Below are 19710 nucleotides of genomic sequence, written 5' to 3'. Positions count from 1 at the left end.
TCAGTACGTCACCTGATACCCACGACTGCTCAAGCAATCACCTTGGGCCCGGCGATAGGTCTGCACCACTTCCGGCGCCGGTGGGTAGGTATAGGTGCGCGGGTCGAAACCACTCTGCTGCACCGCCCAGCGATAGCAATCGTAGCCGTCCTGGTTGACCTGCTCGGGCGACTGGCCGTTGGCCGGATAAGCCACCACGTCGAAGCTGTTGCCCTGGGGCTGCGGCTGCGGATTGGCGACCGGCGCCTCGACCACGACGTAATCCCGGGTGTTGGCCTCATAAATGTAATAGGCACCGGCGGCGAGGAAAAACAGCGAGCTGCCGATCCAGACCTCACGGGCATAATCGGGCAGATAGCGGGTACGAATGCCCCGAGGCGGCTGCACCACGACATAACGCGGCCCTTGCGGGCGATACCAGTAGCCACCCGAGTAAAAATAATCCTGGCCGCGATAAGGCACGCGGTAATTCCGATCCGGGAAACGATCGATCACATACCCTGGCCGATATTGCGGCCCCTGCCCCCAACCGTTGCCATGGCCGTCCGGCCGACCGGGCCAGTGCTGATCGGGCCGGTTGTCGTGGCCTGGACGCGGCCCGCCGTTCGGATAACCGTCGTTGCGCCGTGGAATGTCGCGGTAGTAGCCCGGTCGCGGCTCCTGGGTCTGGGTCACGCTGTCGGGCCGGCCCTGGATCGGCAGATTGTTGCCCGGTTGCTGTTGCGGCGGGCGGTTGTGTACGTTGGGGTCCTGCGGTGGACGCTCGTAGTGTTGCCCACCTGGAGATTGCGGCTGGACCTCGAACTGTCGGCTGTTATCGCCACGAATGATCTCGTTGCTTTGCGGCCGGGGCTGGCCTGAATAACCCGGGCCATTACCGTTTGGGCCGCCACGGTTCTGCTGATCATCCGCCATTCCCTGCGCACTGACACTTGCCCACAACAGACCAACACCTGCCAAACGCCAGATGCGCGACTTCATGAAATTCCTCACAGCGGTTCGGGGGCCTGAAAATAAGACTGGAAAAGCCCAGGCCGGTTCTGCGACAGGTTATCAGGCGCGGGGTTTATTTCGCAGGCATAAAAAAGGGAGGCCCGTCGGCCTCCCCTTGAGAATCTAGTCCGTGCGCGACGCTTGTGGCATCGGCTCACCTCACGCCGTCTTCTGGACAGTGTGCAGCTCGGGGGTCTGCCAGTACCTATGGGTACTGCGACCGCAGCCGGCCTGATTGGGCGGGCTGCACTGGACTGTTTGTCCGAGCAGTGATCTTGGTGGTAAGCATAGGCCCGAGGCGCCGACAGATGATTGCTAATATTGCTTGAATAAACACCACTTGCGCAATTTTTACCCTTGGATGGATAATCTTCCGCAATTAACCGGATAAAGGCCCGCTCAATGAGCAAACTCGACCGTTACGACCTGAGCATCCTGGCGGAATTGCAGCGCGACGCGCGCATCTCGAACCAGGAATTGGCCGAGCGCATCGGCCTGTCGCCCTCCCCCTGCTCGCGGCGGGTCAAGCAATTGGAAGACGACGGCTACATCACCCGCCAGGTTGCCCTGCTCGATCGCAAGATGCTCGGCCTGAGCCTGACGGCCTATGTGCTGATTGGCATGGACCGCCACACCCCCGATCGCTTCGAGACCTTCGAAGCCGCGATCCGCAACCTGCCGCAAGTGCTTGAATGCAGCCTGGTGACCGGCATCGACGCGGACTACCAACTGAAGGTGGTGGTGCCGGACATGGATCATTACCAGAAGCTGCTGCTGGGCCACCTGACCCGGATCGAAGGCGTCACCAGCGTGCGTTCGAGTTTTGTGCTGAACCAGGTGCTCAACAGTACCGAGCTGCCGCTTACCCACCTGCGCAGCTGAGAGCTTCTGTGGCGAGGGAGCTTGCTCCCGCTGGGTTGCGCAGCGACCCCAAATCTCCACTGGTTTCGACTGCTGCGCAGTCGAGCGGGAGCAAGCTCCCTCGCCACAAAAAGCAGCCCATGACTATCCGGGCTGCGACACACCGCCGCAGCCCGATCCTGCGCCCCGCCGCCATGCCGTATACTCGCCCTGCCTTTTCAACCCCGCCCACGCCGGAGTGCGCCGATGGATCCTGCTGTTTTCGAAGAGTGGATGATGACCGGGCTGGTCAGCATCCTGATCATATTCATGGGGTTCATCGTCTGGGACCTGGCGAAAAAATCCAAGGCCGGGCGTTTCGGCTCGTTCATCCTGTTTTTCGTGCTTGGCCTGGGCGTGGCGGCGTTCATCATCAAGAGCGTCGTCATCGGTCTGATCGAATCCGGCTCGTTATAAACGCGCCGGTACCTCTTTCCATTGGCCCTGATCGAGCCCTTCGATCGTCCAGTCACCGATCCTGACCCGCACCAGACGCAGGGTCGGCAGGCCCACCGCGGCGGTCATCCGCCGCACCTGGCGGTTGCGCCCTTCACGTATCACCAGTTCCAGCCAACTCGTCGGCACGCTTTTGCGAAAGCGCACCGGTGGATTGCGCGGCCATAATTGCGGTTCGTCCAGCTGACGGGCCTCGGCCGGCAGCGTCATACCGTCGTTCAACTCGACCCCATCACGCAAACGCTGCAGTTGCTCGTCGCTCGGCTCACCCTCGACTTGTACCCAGTACGTCTTGGCCAGTTTGTGCTTGGGATCGGCGATGCGCGCCTGCAACTGGCCGTCATTGGTCAGCAACAGCAATCCTTCGCTGTCGCGGTCCAGCCGACCGGCCGGGTAGATGCCCGGTACGTCGATGAAATCCTTGAGCGTGGCGCGCCCTTCGCCGTCGCTGAATTGCGTCAGCACGTCAAAAGGCTTGTTGAACAGGATCAGTTTCGCTTCGGCCGGCGGCGCCTTGGCCACACGGCGCGGGGTGGAAGCGGGAGGCTTCGCGCCAGGGCGGCGCGAAGCGGGGCGTGGAGCACGGGGCATGGCGGCAACAATATCCAACGGTCGAGGCCGACATGCTAGTGGCCCGACCGTTAAATAACCACCGTTCAGGACGGTATCAGCGGAACGGCGGCTCGTCGAAGCTGCGCAGTTTGCGCGAGTGCAACGAGTTGAGTTCGTTGCGCAACAGGTCCAGTGCCGCGATCCCGATCTTGAGGTGCTGGTTGACCGCCCGCTCATAAAACGCGTTGGCCGAGCCCGGCAGCTTGATCTCGCTGTGCAGCGGCTTGTCCGAGACGCACAGCAACGTGCCGTATGGAACCCGCAAGCGGTAACCCTGGGCAGCGATGGTGCCGCTTTCCATGTCCACCGCCACGGCGCGGGACAGGTTGATCAATGGACGCTCCTGGGCCCAGCGCAATTCCCAGTTGCGGTCGTCGTAAGTCAGCACGGTGCCGGTGCGCAGGCGTTTTTTCAGCTCGTCGCCTTTTTCGCCAGTAATGTTCGCCGCCGCCTGCTGAAGCGCCAGCTGCACTTCGGCCAGGGCCGGGATCGGGATGTTCGGCGGCACCACGCGGTCGAGGATTCCATCGCGGCGCATGTAGGCGTGGGCCAGGACGTAATCGCCGATCGTCTGGGACTGACGCAGGCCGCCGCAGTGGCCGATCATCAGCCAGCAATGCGGACGCAGCACGGCCAGGTGATCGGTGATGTTCTTGGCATTGGACGGACCAACGCCGATGTTCACCAGGGTCACGCCGTGGCCATCGCTGGCTTGCAAGTGATAGGCCGGCATCTGGTAGCGATGCCAGACCACGCCAGCGGCGATGGCCGAGGCTTCACCGTGATCCATGTTCTTGTCGATGATCACGTTGCCCGGCAGCACCATGCGCACGAAACGCGGATCGCTGCGCAACTGCTCCAGCCCGTGGACGATGAACTGGTCGACATAGCGGTGATAGTTGGTCAGCAGAATCCAGGGCTGCACATGGCGCCAATCGCTGCCGGTGTAATGCACGAGCCGGCGCAGGGAGAAATCCACCCGCGCGGCGTCGAACAGCGCCAGGGGCAGCGGGTCGGTGTTTTCCCAATCGTAGAGGCCATCGGCGATGCCATCGGTGGCGGCCGAGAGATCGGTGCTGGGGAACACCCTCGCCAGCACCGCCGCCGTCACACCGGAACCGGCCAGTTCATCGCCCTGCTCCACCACATACGGGTACGGAATGTTCTGCTCACTGACGCCCACCTCGACGGTGACGGTGAAGTCGTGCATCAGCGGGACAAGCTGCTCGAGCAGGTATTTTCGAAATGCCGCCGGGTGGGTGACGGTGACGCTGTAGGTGCCCGGCAGCTGGACCTTGGCGTAGGCGCGGGTGGTCTGCGGGACTTCGCCATGGCAATGGTAGGTCAGGCGCAGGGCCGGATAGCGGAACAATGCGCGTTGCTCGGCATCCGGCTCGATGCGGTCCTTGAGATAACGCTTGAGCGCCTGGTTCAGCGCGGTGGTCGCACGCTCGTGCAGGGCCGCCAGCCGGTCCACGGCTTGCTCGGCGGTTTGAATGACAATAAACGCTTCGGTCACGATCAGCTTCCTGTGTTCTGACTTGCAGGCCTTCATCTTGCCTGCATCGTGGGCCGACGGGAACAGTGGCGTATTGGCGCGCGCGATCATTCACCGACAATCCCTGTGGGAGCGAGCTTGCTCGCGATAGCGGTGTAACAGCCACCACAGCGGTTGGCTATGACTATGCCATCGCGAGCAAGCTCGCTCCCACAAGGGTTTCGCGGTACCCCTAGAAGCCGTGCGGGGTCGAGCGGGCGACAATGGCTTCGACATTCAGGCCGCGGGGCAACGCGCCGTAGACCCGGCCGGTGGAACCCAGCCGGCTGGCGATGAAGGCATCGCTGACGTCGCTGTTCCCCGCTTCCAGCAACAGCCTGGCTTGCAGGCCGACGGCGACGTCTTCGGTCAATTGCCGGGCACGATACTGGATGTCATCGGTGTCCTTGAACGCTGCGTGCAACCGGTCGATATGGGCCGCCAGGCGATTGTCCCCATGGCCGTCGCCCAGTTCGTCGAACAGCACTTCCAACACGCCCGGCTCTTTGGACAGAGCGCGCAAGATGTCAAGGCATTGCACATTGCCGGAGCCTTCCCAGGTCGAATTGACCGGTGCCTCGCGGTACAGGCGCGGCAGGATGCTGTCCTCGACATAGCCGGCACCGCCCATGCACTCGGCCGCCTCGTTGATCATTGCCGGGGCGCGCTTGCAGATCCAGTATTTGCCTACCGCCGTCACCAGCCGGGCGAACTTGGCTTCATGCTCATCGTTCAGATGATCCAGCGCCCGGCCCATGCGCAAGCTCAGCGCCAACGCAGCTTCGCTTTCCAGCGCCAGGTCGGCGAGTACGTTCTGCATCAGGGGCTGCTCACTCAGCAACTTGCCGCCGACCTTGCGGTGCGCGCAATGGTGACTGGCCTGGGTCAGGGCCTGGCGCATAAGGGCACTGGAGCCGACCATGCAATCGAAGCGGGTCATGGCGACCATCTCGATGATCGTCGGCACGCCTCGGCCCTCTTCGCCGACCATCCAGGCCAGCGCACCACGGAACTCCACCTCGCTGGAGGCGTTGGAGCAATTGCCGAGTTTGTTTTTCAAACGCTGGATGTAGAACTGGTTGCGGGTGTCGTCCGGGCGGTGGCGCGGCAGCAAAAAGCAGGTCAGGCCCTTGTCGGTCTGGGCCAGGGTCAGGAAGGCATCGCACATCGGCGCCGAACAGAACCACTTGTGGCCCACCAGCTCATAGGCCTGGCCCGGGCCGCTGGCGCCTACCGGATACGCCTTGGTGGTGTTGGCGCGCACATCGGTGCCGCCCTGCTTCTCGGTCATCGCCATACCGAGAGTGACCCCGGCCTTGTGGGCCATACCGACGTTACGTGGATCGTATTCGGTGGCGAGCACTTTCGGCACCCAGCGCTCGGCCAGGTCCGGTTGCAGGCGCAGGGCCGGCACACTGGCAAAGGTCATGGTCAACGGACAACCGGTGCCTGCTTCGGCCTGGCTGTGCAGGTACGTCATCGAGGCGCGGGCGACATGGGCGCCAGGTTGCGGGTGGGCCCACGGCAGGCTGGGCAGGCCATGTTCGATCGCGGTGCGCATCAGCTCGTGATAGGCAGGATGAAATTCCACCAGGTCGATACGATGGCCGTAACGGTCGTGGCTGGAAAATATCGGCTTGTTCTGGTTGGCCAGGAACCCCGCCTCCATCAACGGTCCGCCGGCCAGGGCACCGTAGGCGTCGATCCGCGCCTGTGCCCACCCTGCGCCGAAACGCCGCGACCATTCTTGCAGCGGCAGGTCGATACGGTACAGGTTGGCGCCATCCAGGGACGGCGGCTGATTGGTGACGTCGTGGGTTTCGGCGAACTGGTGCAGGTTCATGACGGGGCTCCTTGGTCGGCCAGCAGAGGTCAGTTAAGCACCGCCTCCTGGCCGATCAAAGTGGCATATCCGCCTAAATACCGGCGCTTTCACCCTGTTTCGGACAAAGTACCCGTCGTTGCAGAATCGCCTGCAGTGCTTCGAATTTCACCGGCTTGCTCAGGTAATCGATCAGGCTACCCGCAGGGCAATGCGCCTGGTCCACGTTCGGGCTGACCACCAGCACGGGTAAGTCCTCGCAACCTGACATCGCGCGGATCTGACAGCAGACCGACACCCCATCCGATGGTGTCGACTGGCAATCGAGCAGCACCGCGTCAAAACTGTCGCCCTGCAGCAGCTCCAGCGCCGCGCGGCCACTGTCGGCGGTACGTACTCGGTAGCCAAGCTTGAGCAACATGCCGCGCATCACCAGTTGGTCGATGTTGTTGTCGTCGGCCAGCAGCACCGTGCAATCCTGGGGCAAGCGCGCAGCCCGGCGTGCGCCGCCAGGAAACGTTGCCGGGACGGCCACAGGCAATGCGATGTGAAATTCCACGTCCAGCTGGAAACGACTGCCGCGCCCCGGCTCCGAGGTATGGGTCAGGCGCCCGCCGAGCAATTCGACCAGTTGCCGACAAATCGCCAGGCCGACGCCGAGGCCGCCGTATTCGCGGGTCATCGAGCCGTCGAGCTGGAAGAAACGCTGGTACAGGGTCGCCTCCCCCAGATCGGTAAAGCCGATGCCGGTATCGATCACGGCGAAAGACAGCACCAGGCGATCGAGCTCCGACGTCCGGCCACTGACCCGCAGCGCGATGCCACCGACGCGGGTGAACTTGATGGCATTGTCCAGCAGGCATTCCAGGCACTGGGCCAATTTACCGCTGTCACCCAACAAACGGTCCGCCAGGCCGGGCGCTACGTCGACCTTGAAATCCAGGCCCTTGCCCGCCGCGTTGGCGCCAAACTGCACCTGCAGAGCCTCTATCACGCTGCGCAGGCTGAACGGCGCCGGATAGACCTTGAGCTTGCCGGCCTGCAACTCGGTGAGGGTGAGCATGCCGTTGACCATGCGCATCATGTCCCGCGCCGAACCGGCTGCGGTCTGCTGATACTGGCTGAGTTCCTCGTCCATCTCGACGGTTTCCATCAGTTCCAGGCAACCGATCACACCATTCATCGGCGTGCGCAGCTCATGGGTCAACGTGGCGAGGAATTCGTCCTTGAGCTTGTTGCCCTGGGCCAACTGCTGGTTCAGCACTTCGAGTTTCTGCCCGGCGTCGAACAGCGTCTGCGCCTGCTGTTCGCGCATGGCGTTGATGCGGTCCGCAAGGGCCAGGGACAACAGCGCCACCTCGATGGCAGAGCCGATCTGGCTGGCATACATGGTCAGGAAGATGTTCGGCAGGTAACCCAACACCATCATCGTATTGACGACGCCCCCCAGCAGAAACGCCGACCAGGCAATAATGAAATAACGCGCCACCCGTAGCCCTCGCCACCAGGCGAACAAGCCGGCGGCGAAAATCACCACGGTGAACACCAGGGCCAGCGCCGTCGCCAGGCGCAGCGCCAGCGCATAGCTGGTCATCAACGACAGGCCCACCACCACCGCGCCGTAGGCAATCAGCGCGAGCAGCAATCGGTCGAGCCAGCGGCTGTGCTGGGCGGTTTGCAGGAAGCTGCGGGCGAACTGACTGCCAAACACCCCCGCGCAACCAATGAAAAACGGCGTCGCGGCGTTGGCCCACCAGGGGTTGTCCGGCCAGAAATACTCAACCGCCGCGCCGTTGACCGACAATTGATAGAGGCCGAACGAGGCGATATAGAAAATGTAATAGAGGTAGCTGGTGTCGCGCACGCTCAGGTAGATGAACAGGTTGTAGACCAGCATCCCCAGCAGTACGCCGTAGATGATGCCCAGCACATACAGGCGCACCGGCTGCTGTTCCAGGTACGCGGTGCTTGACCAGAGCGTCAACGGAGCCTGGATCGAGCCCTGGCTTTGCAGGCGCAGATACACGGTCTGGCGTTGATCGGGTTGGAAATCCAGGCTGAACAGGTAGTTGTTCTGGCGCACCTCGCGACTGGCGAACGGCAAGGCATCGCCGGTCTGGCGAACCAGGCGATAGGCACCTTGCGCATCGGCCAGATACAGGTCCAGGCGGTCCAGCGGCGGATACGCCAACTCCAACAGCCAGGTGCGCTGGGCGCCGGGATTGCCCGGGCGGTAGTGCAAGTCGATCTTCAGCCAGAACGCCGAGCGCGAATACCCTGCGTTCAGCGTGGCCTGGTCGTGGGGTTTGAAGCGCCCAGCCGCGGCCTGGGCCAGGACATCCTCGAGGGTGGCCGTGCCGCTGGCGTCTTCAAACACCTGCAAGGCATGGCCCAAAGGCAGGCTTCGGGTAGATTCATCGAATTCAAGGGCGCTTGCCAAGGGGGACAAGCACAGCAGCAACATCAGCAAATAGCGCATTAAAGCCCCAGCGTGGCCTGTCCGGTTGAGTCAGGAAGCCCCCCATTCCCTGAGTAGACGTAAAACCGGCATTACCTGTTATTGGTTGGATCCATCCGTAGCATAGCCGTTGATGGCCAATTTGCACCATTGAAATTTTTCCGACAAAAGGCTCTAGCACGGGCGTCTCAGCGCCAAGCGTTGAGATAGAGCTGTTGCTTTGGTCAGGTTGGTACTGGCGGGCCATTCGTGGCGAGGGAGCTTGCTCCCGCTCGGTTGCGTAGCGACCGCAATATCTCGGGGTCGCTTCGCGCCCCAGCGGGAGCAAGCTCCCTCGCCACAAAAATAGTCGCCAGCAGGAAACGTCGCGTAAAACCCTCAGAGCCCGATCACCGATAAATGGGGTTTGGTGATAAGCTCGCGCACCATGAATATCTACAACTCCCGCCCCGTTGTCCTCTGTCTCTCCGGCCACGACCCCAGTGGTGGCGCCGGCTTGCAGGCAGATATCGAAGCCCTGCTCGCCCAGGGTTGTCATGCCGCCCCGGCCGTTACCGCGTTGACCGTGCAAGACACGGTCAATGTCAGCGATTTCCGCGTACTCGATCGCGAGTGGGTGCTGGCCCAGGCCAATGCCGTGCTCAACGATTCGCCCGTCGCGGCGGTCAAGCTGGGGATGCTCGGTTCGCTGGAGATGGTCGACACAGTGGTCGAGCTGCTCCAGGCGCATCCACATCTGCCGATGGTCTGCGACCCGGTGCTGCGCGCCGGTGGTGGCGGACGGCTGGGCAAGGATGAAGTCGGCTACGCCATGCGCGAGCGCCTGCTGCCGCTGGCGATCATCGCCACGCCCAACCTTCCTGAAGCACGCATTCTCGCCGAACTGCCGGAAGGCAGCGCCGATGAATGCGCCGAAAAACTGCTGCCCTTCGTCAAGCACCTGCTGATCACCGGCGGTCACGGCGATGAACATGAAGTCCACAATCGCCTGTACAGCCGCGACGGACGCCGCGAGACCTTCACCTGCCAGCGCTTGCCCGGCAGCTATCACGGTTCCGGCTGCACCCTGGCCAGCGCCCTGGCCGGCCGGCTGGCCCAGGGTGAACAGCTCGCCAGCGCGGTGAAGACCGCGCTGGATTACACCTGGCGAACCCTGCGCGATGCCGAACAACTGGGCAAAGGCCAGTTCGTCCCGCGTCGCCTGCCGCTGGATTTCTGCTCGTAGCAAAGGAGCCGTGGAATGAAATTACGTGGCCTTTATGCCGTCACCGACAGCCAGTTGCTGGCCGGCAAGTTCCTCGCCTATGTGGAAGCCGCGCTGGAAGGTGGCGTGACCCTGCTGCAATACCGCGACAAAAGCAGCGACGAGGCCCGGCGCTTGCGCGAGGCCGAGGCGCTGCGCAACCTGTGCGAGCGCTACAAGACCCAATTGATCATCAACGATGACGCCGAACTGGCCGCACGCCTCGGCGTCGGCGTCCACCTGGGCCAGACCGATGGCCCGCTGGCGCCGGTGCGGGCGTTGCTGGGGCACAAGGCAATCGTCGGCGCCACTTGCCACGCCAGCCTGGAACTGGCCGAACAGGCCGTCCGGGAAGGCGCCAGCTACGTCGCGTTCGGGCGCTTCTTCAATTCCAATACCAAGCCCGGGGCGCCCGCCGCAAACCTTGAACTGCTCGAACAGACCCGTATCAAACTGCATATACCGGTGTGCGCCATCGGCGGCATCACTCTGGAAAACGCCGCCCCGCTGGTGGCCCATGGCGTCGACCTGCTCGCGGTGGTCCATGGCCTGTTCGGCGCCGACAGCACGGCTGAGGTGACGCGCCGCGCCCGCGCCTTCAACGACCTGCTGCAAACCAAATAGTCATTTCCCGATTTCGAGAGCCCTACCATGTCCCGTTCCGAAACCCTGTTTGCCAACGCTCAGAAACACATCCCCGGCGGCGTGAATTCACCTGTTCGTGCGTTCAAGAGCGTCGGCGGCACCCCGCTGTTCTTCAAGCACGCCGAGGGCGCGTATGTCACCGACGAAGACGACAAGCGCTACGTCGACTACGTGGGTTCGTGGGGCCCGATGATCCTCGGCCACAGCCATCCGGACGTGCTGGACGCGGTGCGCAAGCAACTGGAGCACGGCTTGTCCTATGGCGCGCCGACCGCGATGGAAACCGAAATGGCCGATCTGGTCTGCTCCATCGTGCCATCGATGGAAATGGTGCGCATGGTCAGTTCCGGCACCGAGGCGACCATGAGCGCGATCCGCCTGGCGCGCGGCTACACCGGGCGCGACAGCATCATCAAATTCGAAGGCTGCTACCACGGTCACTCGGACAGCCTGCTGGTCAAGGCCGGCTCAGGCGCGCTGACCCAAGGCGTGCCCAGCTCGGCGGGCGTACCGGCGGCATTTGCCAAACACACGCTGACCCTGCCGTTCAACGACCTCGAAGAAGTCGAGAAAATGCTCGGGGAAGTCGGCCAGGAAGTGGCCTGCATCATCGTCGAGCCGGTGGCCGGCAACATGAACTGCGTGCCGCCAGCGCCAGGTTTCCTCGAAGGCCTGCGCAGCCTGTGCGACCAGCACGGCGTGGTGCTGATTTTCGACGAAGTGATGACCGGCTTCCGCGTCGCCCTCGGCGGTGCCCAGGCTCATTACGGCGTAACGCCGGACCTGAGCACCTTCGGCAAGATCATCGGCGGCGGCATGCCGGTAGGCTGCTTCGGCGGCAAGCGCGCGATCATGGAATGCATCGCCCCGCTGGGCCCGGTCTACCAGGCCGGGACCTTGTCGGGCAATCCGCTGGCCATGGCCGCCGGCCTGACCACCCTGCGCCTGATCAGCCGTCCGGGTTTCCACGCCGAGCTGAGCGACTTCACCACTCGCCTGCTCGACGGCTTGCAAGTACGCGCCGATGCGGCAGGCATCCCGTTCGTGACCACCCAGGCCGGCGGCATGTTCGGCCTGTACTTCAGTGGCGCCGATGACATCGTGACCTTCGACGACGTGATGGCCAGCGACGCCGACCGCTTCAAGCGCTTCTTCCACCTGATGCTCGAGGGTGGCGTCTACCTGGCGCCAAGCGCGTTCGAAGCCGGCTTCACCTCCATCGCCCATGGCGAGGCCGAGTTGAAGATCACCCTCGACGCTGCCGAGCGGGCCTTTGCTGCGCTGAAGTAAACGTGTGGACGACTGACGCTGGCTGACACCAGCGTCAGTGATTGCCCATTGCCTCGGGATGCCTTTTTCCAGGTATTTGCCCAACAAGCGGCCGCTATCGTTCCCTCGCAGCAGAAAAACGAGTAAAGACTTTGTAAGGATGGCCCTGCTTATTTCATAATGCGCGCTTATTGGATCCCCCGGAGGGTCCACGCGCCCCTCAGAGGTAAGTCGATTCCCATGAACCGCACCGGCCGCACCCTTGCCTTGGGCTGCCTGTTGCTCCTTCAGCCCCTGCTCGCCAACGCACAGGCAGGCGGCAACTCGTTGTTGATCCCGGCGGTGGGCCGTTGCACGCTCAACACCCAGCCACAAGATCTGGCACCGGCACTCGACGCCTGTCGAAAAGCCGCCGACGAGGGCGATGCCCAAGCGCAATATGAGCTGGGCGAGTTCTACTATGACGGCAAGGCCGCGCCCCGCGACCTCAAGCAAGCCCTCGACTATTTCGAAAAAGCCTCGCTGCAAGGCCACGCCCAGGCGCAATTCAAGCTTGGCGGCATGTTCTTCCATGGCGAAGGTGTGCAGGCCAACAACGTCCAGGCTTACATCGTCTTGAAGATGGCGGCGGTCAACGGCGCCGAAGAAGCACTGGACACCGCCGACGAAGTCGCCGAGCAGATGCCCCGCGACGAGCTGGAAGTGGCGACCCAGGTGCTGGGACAGATCTTTCGCAAATACCTGATGGAATTGCAGAACGCCGATGGGCGTACGCCATTCTCGCCGCTGCCTTGATTATCGCCTTGGCCTTTCGGGCCTCATCGCGAGCAAGCTCGCTCCCACACTGGATCGCTGGTGTACACAAATCTTGTGTTCACAGAGACCCTGTGTGGGAGCGAGCTTGCTCGCGATTGAGGGCAACTCGGTTCTAAGGTCTACTTCTCAGGCATCGGCATCGGAAACGGCATGACATTGCCGACCGCGCCACGGGCTTCGCTGATTTTCGGCGTGCCCAGGCGCTCGACCTCGTCGATGCGCACGATCGAGTGCATCGGCACGAAACTGCGCACCACGCCTTCGAACTGCGCCTTGAGCTTTTCTTCGCTCGGGTCGACGACCACTTGCGTGCGCTCGCCAAAGACGAATTCCTCGACCTCCAGGAAGCCCCACAGATCACTCTGATAGATCTGTTTGGCGTACATTTCGAACACCTGGCCCTGGTTGAGGAAAATCACCTTGTAGATTGGAGCTTCACGTTTGGTCATGGCTGGCGAAACACATCGGCGGGTAAAAATGAGGGCGCGAACTATAGCATAGCCACTGCTCGCGCGAATTAGCCACACAGGCCACTATTTCCCTATAATGCGCGGTTCTTTGAATCACGTGATGAACCCGTCCATGGCCAAGAAGCTTTACATCGAAACCCACGGTTGCCAGATGAACGAGTACGACAGCTCGCGCATGGTCGATCTGCTGGGTGAACACCAGGCCCTGGAAGTCACCGCCCGCGCGGAAGACGCGGACGTGATCCTGCTCAACACCTGCTCGATCCGCGAACGCGCCCAGGACCGGGTGTATTCCCAGTTGGGCCGCTGGCGTGAACTGAAGCTGGCCAACCCGGACATGGTCATTGCCGTGGGCGGCTGTGTCGCCAGCCAGGAAGGCGCGGCCATTCGTGACCGGGCGCCCTACGTGGACGTGGTCTTTGGCCCACAGACCCTGCACCGCCTGCCGGAGATGATCGACGCAGCACGCATTACCAGGCTGCCGCAAGTAGACGTCTCGTTCCCGGAAATCGAAAAATTCGACCACCTGCCCGAACCGCGTATCGACGGCCCAAGTGCCTACGTATCGGTGATGGAAGGCTGCAGCAAGTACTGCACCTTCTGCGTGGTGCCGTATACCCGCGGCGAAGAAGTCAGCCGCCCCTTCGACGACGTGATTGCCGAGATCATCCACCTGGCGGAAAACGGCGTGCGCGAAGTGACCCTGCTGGGGCAGAACGTCAACGGCTACCGCGGGCTGACCCATGACGGTCGCCTGGCGGACCTCGCCGAACTGATCCGCGTCGTGGCGGCGGTGGACGGCATTGACCGCATCCGTTACACCACGTCACACCCGCTGGAGTTTTCCGACAGCCTGATCCAGGCCCACGCCGAGGTCCCCGAACTGGTCAAGCACCTGCACCTGCCAGTGCAATCGGGTTCCGACCGGATCCTCGCGGCCATGAAGCGCAACCACACGGCGCTCGAATACAAATCCAAGCTGCGCAAACTGCGCGCAGCGGTCCCGGGGATCTGCATCAGTTCGGATTTCATCGTCGGTTTCCCCGGCGAAACCGAGAAGGATTTCCAACAGACCATGAAGCTGATCGAGGATGTGGGCTTCGATTTCTCCTATTCCTTTGTCTACAGCCAGCGCCCCGGCACGCCGGCGGCGGACCTGGTGGACGAGACGCCCGAGGAAGTGAAGAAGGAGCGACTCAACGCGTTGCAACACCGCCTGAACCAGCAAGGTTTCGAGATCAGCCGACAAATGGTCGGCTCCATCCAGCGGATCCTGGTGACCGATTACTCGAAAAAAGACCCGGGCGAATTGCAGGGGCGCACCGAGAATAACCGTATCGTCAACTTCCGCTGCGACACTCCGGCATTGATCGGCCAGTTCGCCGACGTGCACATCGACGCCGCGCAACCGCACTCCCTGCGCGGCTCGCTGGTCCAGTAACAACACCACGCCATGTGGGAGCGAGCCTGCTCGCGAAAGCGCTATTACGGTCAATATCGAGGTTGGATGTGACAGCGCTTTCGCGAGCAGGCTCGCTCTCACAGCGGCGGTGCCAGGCCCTGTTGTCAGATTGCACCGCTTAAGAGCTTTCGCACCCAGCCTACTGGCGTTATCCTTGATTTCATCTTAATTGCCCCTGGGCGGCTAAAAACGACCTTGAACGCACCCATCGAACCACATCGTTTCATTCTCGAGCCCTTCGAGGCTCGCCGCTTCGCCAATCTGTGCGGGCAATTCGACGAGCATCTGCGCTTGATCGAACAGCGCCTGGCCATCGAGATCCGCAACCGCGGAAACCAGTTCGAACTGATCGGCGAACCCAAGCACACCTCCTCCGCGGAAAACCTGCTGCGCCGCCTCTATCGGGAAACCAAGGCAAGCGAGCTGTCGCCGGATCTGGTCCATCTGTTCCTGCAGGAATCGGCTGTCGAGGAACTCGACAACCCAGCCCCTGCGGAAGCTGCGGTGGCCCTGCGCACGAAAAAAGGCATGATTCGCCCGCGCGGCCTGAATCAGCAGCGCTACGTGAAGGAAATCCTCGCCAACGATATCAATTTCGGTATCGGCCCGGCCGGCACCGGCAAGACGTACCTGGCCGTGGCCTGTGCGGTCGATGCGCTGGAGCGCGAACAGGTGCGACGCATCCTGCTGGTGCGCCCGGCGGTCGAAGCCGGGGAAAAGCTCGGCTTCCTGCCCGGCGACCTTTCCCAGAAAATCGACCCATACTTGCGCCCGCTCTACGATGCACTGTACGAAATGCTCGGTTTCGAATACGTCGCCAAGCTGATCGAACGCCAGGTCATCGAGGTTGCGCCACTGGCCTACATGCGTGGCCGCACCCTGAACAACAGCTTCATCATCCTCGACGAAAGCCAGAACACCACCGTCGAACAGATGAAGATGTTCCTGACCCGGATCGGCTTCGGCTCCACCGCCGTCATCACCGGGGACATCACCCAGGTCGACCTGCCCCGTGGCACCAAGTCCGGGCTGAACCATGTGATCCAGGTGCTCAAGGATGTCCCGGGCATCAGCTTCACGCATTTCATGCCCAAGGACGTCGTGCGCCATCCGCTGGTGCAGCGCATCGTCGAAGCCTATGAACGCTTCGAGAATCGCCAGGAAGACGCGCCCGCCGCCAAGGGCAACAGCCACGATGCTTGAACTCGACCTGCAACTGGCCAGCGAACATGCAGCCCCCGGCGAGGCCCAGTTCCGTCAATGGTGCGAACTGGCCCTGCGTCAGCGTAGCGCCGACTCGGAACTGACCATCCGCCTGGTGGACGAAGCCGAAGGTCGCGAGTTGAACCACACCTGGCGGCAGAAGGACTACGCCACCAACGTGCTGTCCTTCCCCGCCGACGTGCCCGACGAGCTGCTCGATATCCCGCTATTGGGCGACCTGGTGATTTGCGTCCCCGTGGTCGAGCGTGAAGCGGCGGAACAACACAAGACCCCTGAGGCCCACTGGGCTCACCTGGTGATTCACGGCTGCTTGCATTTGCTCGGTTACGACCATATGGAAGATGACGAAGCCGAGGAAATGGAAGCACTGGAACGAACGTTGCTTGCCGAGCTGGGTCATCCCGACCCTTATGCCGGCGACGAACACTGATACATCAACCTGTAACGACAAAGGATTCAGAGTAATCGCTATGAGCGAAGATCGATCGACCAACGGGCAGAAGTCATGGCTGGGCAAGCTCACCCAGGCTTTTGCCCATGAGCCGAAAAACCGCCAGGAGCTGCTGGAGCTGCTGCGCGATGCACACCAGAACAAACTGTTGGACAGCGAAGCGCTGGCCATCGTCGAAGGCGCCATCCAGGTCGCTGACCTGCAAGTGCGGGACATCATGGTCCCGCGCTCGCAGATGGTCAGCATCAAGGCGACCCAGACTCCCCGCGAATTCCTCCCGGCCGTGGTCGATTCCGCTCACTCGCGCTACCCGGTCGTCGGCGAGAGCCATGACGACGTCATGGGCGTGCTGCTGGCCAAGGACCTGCTGCCGCTGATCCTCCAGGAGAACGGCGACAGCTTCAACATCAAGGACTTGCTGCGTCCGGCCACCTTCGTGCCCGAGTCCAAGCGCCTTAACGTGCTGCTGCGCGAGTTCCGCGCCAATCACAATCATATGGCCATCGTCATCGACGAATACGGTGGCGTGGCCGGGCTGGTCACCATCGAAGACGTGCTTGAGCAGATCGTCGGCGACATCGAGGACGAACACGATGTCGAGGAAGACAGCTACATCAAGCCACTGCCCAGCGGTGACTTCCTGATCAAGGCCCTGACGCCCATCGAGAACTTCAACGAGTTCTTCGACAGCGAATTTTCCGACGATGAGTTCGATACCGTCGGCGGCCTGGTCATGAGCGCTTTCGGGCACCTGCCCAAGCGTAACGAAACCACCGAGATCGGCTCCTGGCGCTTCCGCATCCTGAATGCCGACAGTCGCCGGATCCATCTGCTGCGCCTGTCACCCATTGCCCGTTAACCCCTGCGAGACCCGCTAAGGAAATACATGCGCTGGATAACCCGCCCCGGCTGGCCCGGTAACCTGCTGGCCGTGGCGGCCGGCGCGATCACCACCCTGGCGTTGGCACCCTTCGACATCTGGCCGCTGGCATTGCTCGCGGTCGGGTTGTTCTACGCCGGCTTGCGCGAACTCTCGCCCCGCCAGGCCCTGGGCCGTGGCTGGTGTTTCGGCTTCGGCCTGTTTGGCGCCGGCACGAGTTGGATCTACGTCAGCATCCATAACTTCGGTGGCGCCTCGGTGTTGCTCGCCGGGTTGCTGATGCTGTTGTTCATCGCCGCCATCGCCTGGTTCTTCGCCCTGCCCGCCTGGCTCTGGGCGCGTTGGCTGCGGCGCAACGAAGCGCCCCTGGCCGACGCACTGGCCTTCGCCGCGCTGTGGTTGGGCCAGGAAGCTTTCCGCGGCTGGTTCCTGACCGGTTTCCCGTGGCTTTATTCCGGCTATAGCCAGCTCGACGGCCCGCTGGCGGGGCTCGCGCCGCTGGGCGGGATGTGGCTGATATCCTTCACCCTCGCCCTGACCGCCGCGCTGCTGTACAACGTGCCCCGGCTGCTGCGCGCCGGGCGCAAGGGCTTCATCGCTGCGGGCCTGGTGCTGCTGGTCGGTCCGTGGGTCGCCGGCATGGCGCTCAAGGGCCACGCCTGGACCAGTCCTTCGGGCGACCCGCTGAGCGTGGCGGCGATCCAGGGCAATATCGAACAAAGCATGAAGTGGGACCCCGAACAGCTCAACGCGCAGTTGGCGCTGTACCGCGACATGAGCCTCAGCTCCAAGCGCGTCGACCTGCTGGTCTGGCCGGAAACCGCGGTGCCGGTGCTCAAGGAGTCCGCCCAGGGTTACCTGGACATGATGGGCAGCTTCGCCGCCGAGCGGCATTCGGCGCTGATCACCGGCGTGCCGATTCGCCAACTGGTGCGCCACGAGAGACGCTACTTCAACGGCATCACCGTGACCGGAGAAGGCGATGGCACCTACCTCAAGCAGAAACTCGTGCCCTTCGGCGAGTACGTGCCGTTGCAGGACCTGCTGCGCGGGCTGATCGCATTCTTCGACTTGCCCATGTCGGATTTCGCCCGGGGCCCGGCCGACCAGCCGCTGCTGCAAGCCAAGGGTTACCAGATCGCTCCATTCATTTGTTACGAAGTGGTCTACCCGGAATTCGCCGCCAGCCTTTCGGCGCGCAGCGACCTGCTGCTGACCATCAGCAACGACACCTGGTTCGGCACTTCGATCGGCCCGTTGCAGCATTTGCAAATGGCGCAGATGCGCGCGCTGGAAGCCGGCCGCTGGATGATTCGTGCCACCAACAATGGCGTGACCGGCCTGATCAACCCCTTCGGCCAGATCACCGTCAGCATCCCGCAGTTCGAGCGCGGCATCCTCTACGGCGAAGTGGTGCCGATGCACGACCTGACGCCCTACCTGCAATGGCGTTCGTGGCCGTTGATCATCCTGTGCGTGTTGCTGCTGGGCTGGGCGTTGATGGCCGGACGGATGGCCAAGACCGTTTGACACACCTCTTGTAGGGCTGGATATCTCTGTGGCGAGGGAGCTTGCTCCCGCTCGGCTGCGCAGCAGTCGCAAAACCGGACAGTGCGGTTTACCTGGAGCACTGCTGGGGCCTGCTTCGCAGGCCAGCGGGAGCAAGCTCCCTCGCCACAATAGCGTTCACCTTGATAAGTCAGCGGTAGAACAACCAATACCCTACCAACCCCACCGCTTCATTCATCAACTGTCCCGACTGCCAGATCGACTTGAACTCCGGCATCCAGCCGCCCAATGGCCGGGCGTTATCCTGGCCGAGAAACCCCATCGGCGCCGGTATCACCTCGAAGCCCGCACGCTGGAAGCTCCAGACCGCGCGCGGCATATGCCAGGCCTGGGTCACGACGACCACGCGCTTGACGCCTTCAGGCAACAGGATCTGCGCGCTCATCTGGGCATTTTCCCAGGTCGTGCGGCTGCGCTCTTCCAGCCAGCGTACGGTCACCCCGTGATCATCGAGCATCGCGTCGGCCATCAGCTTCGCTTCGCTGGGCGGAGTACCATAGTGCAAGCCACCAGTAGTCAGCACAGGCAGGCCGGACGCCTTGGCCAGGCGCGCCGCATAGCGCTGGCGCTCCAGACCGATACCGGTGGGCTGGTCAGTGCCCCAGGCCAGGTCGCCACGCTCACGACCGGACCCCAGCACCACGATGGCGTCGGCACGCTGAGCCAGGGTCGCCCATTCACTGCGCGGCAGTGGCGGCTCACGCTCCAATGCCCCGGCGCTCCACTGCACCACCACCGGCAGGCTCATCAGCCAGAAACCACCGAGGCCCGCCGCAAAACACAGGCGAGCCAGGCGCGGCCGGGAGTCGCGCCACCACCAGGCAAGCGCCAGCAGCAGTAAAAGAATGCCGGGCGGCAATAGAAGTTGTTTGATGAAATAACGAAACGGCATCGGGCATCTCC

18 protein-coding genes are annotated in these 19710 nt (G+C 62.7%); 11 read left to right on the top strand and 7 right to left on the bottom strand.

The genetic code is table 11. The features are described from left to right. Entirely contained in the window at positions 1–981 is a 981-nt protein-coding gene (locus tag J3P94_RS04455; RefSeq protein ID WP_434571643.1) for a DUF6515 family protein, read from the bottom strand. 414 nt (positions 982–1395) lie between these two features. On the opposite strand from J3P94_RS04455, the gene J3P94_RS04450 reads away from it, so the two are divergent. Together J3P94_RS04450 and J3P94_RS04445 are read left to right on the top strand one after the other, a co-directional pair. After that, positions 1396–1875, top strand: coding sequence for an Lrp/AsnC family transcriptional regulator (locus J3P94_RS04450; RefSeq protein ID WP_305498616.1), 480 nt, complete (start codon positions 1396–1398; stop codon positions 1873–1875). A 225-nt stretch (positions 1876–2100) separates the two neighbouring features. After that, the gene (locus J3P94_RS04445; protein ID WP_305498615.1) at positions 2101–2310 is read left to right on the top strand and encodes a DUF2788 domain-containing protein; all 210 of its coding nucleotides are present in this window, start codon (positions 2101–2103) and stop codon (positions 2308–2310) included. On the opposite strand, the gene J3P94_RS04440 is transcribed toward J3P94_RS04445, so the two are convergent. The 4 genes from J3P94_RS04440 to J3P94_RS04425 all read right to left on the bottom strand — a co-directional run bounded on the left by J3P94_RS04440 (position 2305) and on the right by J3P94_RS04425 (position 8799). Further along, on the bottom strand, positions 2305–2871 hold the full coding sequence (locus J3P94_RS04440) for a pseudouridine synthase (RefSeq protein WP_434574092.1): 567 nt from the start codon (positions 2869–2871) through the stop codon (positions 2305–2307). The two genes, J3P94_RS04445 and J3P94_RS04440, sit on opposite strands and share 6 nt — an antisense overlap. Before the next feature lie 145 nt (positions 2872–3016). Further along, positions 3017–4516 (bottom strand): AMP nucleosidase, encoded by a 1500-nt coding sequence (amn, locus tag J3P94_RS04435; RefSeq protein WP_434574090.1) that lies wholly within the window; start codon positions 4514–4516, stop codon positions 3017–3019. A gap of 175 nt (positions 4517–4691) precedes the next feature. Then, entirely contained in the window at positions 4692–6341 is a 1650-nt protein-coding gene (locus J3P94_RS04430) for an acyl-CoA dehydrogenase family protein (RefSeq protein WP_434571640.1), read from the bottom strand. Between the two features lie 73 nt (positions 6342–6414). After that, on the bottom strand, positions 6415–8799 hold the full coding sequence (locus J3P94_RS04425; protein ID WP_434571638.1) for a hybrid sensor histidine kinase/response regulator: 2385 nt from the start codon (positions 8797–8799) through the stop codon (positions 6415–6417). Between the two features lie 406 nt (positions 8800–9205). Here J3P94_RS04425 and J3P94_RS04420 point away from each other — a divergent pair, with 406 nt between their 5' ends. The 4 genes from J3P94_RS04420 to J3P94_RS04405 all read left to right on the top strand — a co-directional run bounded on the left by J3P94_RS04420 (position 9206) and on the right by J3P94_RS04405 (position 12730). After that, complete coding sequence (locus J3P94_RS04420) at positions 9206–10003, top strand: hydroxymethylpyrimidine/phosphomethylpyrimidine kinase (protein WP_434571636.1); 798 nt, start codon at positions 9206–9208, stop codon at positions 10001–10003. 15 nt (positions 10004–10018) lie between these two features. Next, complete coding sequence (gene thiE, locus J3P94_RS04415) at positions 10019–10645, top strand: thiamine phosphate synthase (protein WP_434571635.1); 627 nt, start codon at positions 10019–10021, stop codon at positions 10643–10645. A gap of 27 nt (positions 10646–10672) precedes the next feature. After that, positions 10673–11956 carry a glutamate-1-semialdehyde 2,1-aminomutase gene (hemL, locus tag J3P94_RS04410; RefSeq protein WP_434571634.1) on the top strand — a complete coding sequence of 428 codons (1284 nt, stop codon included), beginning with the start codon at positions 10673–10675 and terminating at the stop codon, positions 11954–11956. A gap of 219 nt (positions 11957–12175) precedes the next feature. After that, positions 12176–12730: a tetratricopeptide repeat protein gene (locus tag J3P94_RS04405; RefSeq protein ID WP_434571633.1), complete on the top strand. Its 555-nt coding sequence runs from the start codon at positions 12176–12178 to the stop codon at positions 12728–12730. 140 nt (positions 12731–12870) lie between these two features. Here J3P94_RS04405 and J3P94_RS04400 read toward each other — a convergent pair whose 3' ends face one another. Then, positions 12871–13200 (bottom strand): DUF1820 family protein, encoded by a 330-nt coding sequence (locus J3P94_RS04400; RefSeq protein ID WP_003185742.1) that lies wholly within the window; start codon positions 13198–13200, stop codon positions 12871–12873. A gap of 133 nt (positions 13201–13333) precedes the next feature. On the opposite strand from J3P94_RS04400, the gene miaB reads away from it, so the two are divergent. From miaB to lnt, 5 genes are all read left to right on the top strand, one after another. Continuing rightward, the gene (gene miaB, locus J3P94_RS04395; RefSeq protein ID WP_434571631.1) at positions 13334–14662 is read left to right on the top strand and encodes a tRNA (N6-isopentenyl adenosine(37)-C2)-methylthiotransferase MiaB; all 1329 of its coding nucleotides are present in this window, start codon (positions 13334–13336) and stop codon (positions 14660–14662) included. A 216-nt stretch (positions 14663–14878) separates the two neighbouring features. After that, positions 14879–15886: a PhoH family protein gene (locus J3P94_RS04390; protein WP_434571629.1), complete on the top strand. Its 1008-nt coding sequence runs from the start codon at positions 14879–14881 to the stop codon at positions 15884–15886. Continuing rightward, positions 15879–16337, top strand: a complete 459-nt coding sequence (gene ybeY / locus J3P94_RS04385) for an rRNA maturation RNase YbeY (protein WP_434571627.1) — start codon at positions 15879–15881, stop codon at positions 16335–16337. Before J3P94_RS04390 ends, ybeY begins: the two co-directional genes overlap by 8 nt. Before the next feature lie 40 nt (positions 16338–16377). After that, positions 16378–17217: an HlyC/CorC family transporter gene (locus J3P94_RS04380; protein WP_186610826.1), complete on the top strand. Its 840-nt coding sequence runs from the start codon at positions 16378–16380 to the stop codon at positions 17215–17217. Between the two features lie 27 nt (positions 17218–17244). Beyond that, a complete protein-coding gene (gene lnt, locus J3P94_RS04375) occupies positions 17245–18768 on the top strand; it encodes an apolipoprotein N-acyltransferase (protein WP_434571625.1) in 1524 nt (507 codons plus the stop codon). Positions 18769–18937: 169 nt separating this feature from the next. Here the strand turns inward: lnt and J3P94_RS04370 are convergent, their stop codons facing one another. After that, a complete protein-coding gene (locus tag J3P94_RS04370) occupies positions 18938–19699 on the bottom strand; it encodes a YdcF family protein (protein WP_434571624.1) in 762 nt (253 codons plus the stop codon). Positions 19700–19710: the final 11 nt, after the last annotated feature.

Source organism: Pseudomonas sp. Z3-8 (assembly GCF_051131975.1).
In the GTDB taxonomy this organism is placed as follows: Bacteria; Pseudomonadota; Gammaproteobacteria; order Pseudomonadales; family Pseudomonadaceae; genus Aquipseudomonas.
Note: the sequence above shows the minus strand (reverse complement) of the source record. Positions and strands in the feature narration are given on the sequence as shown.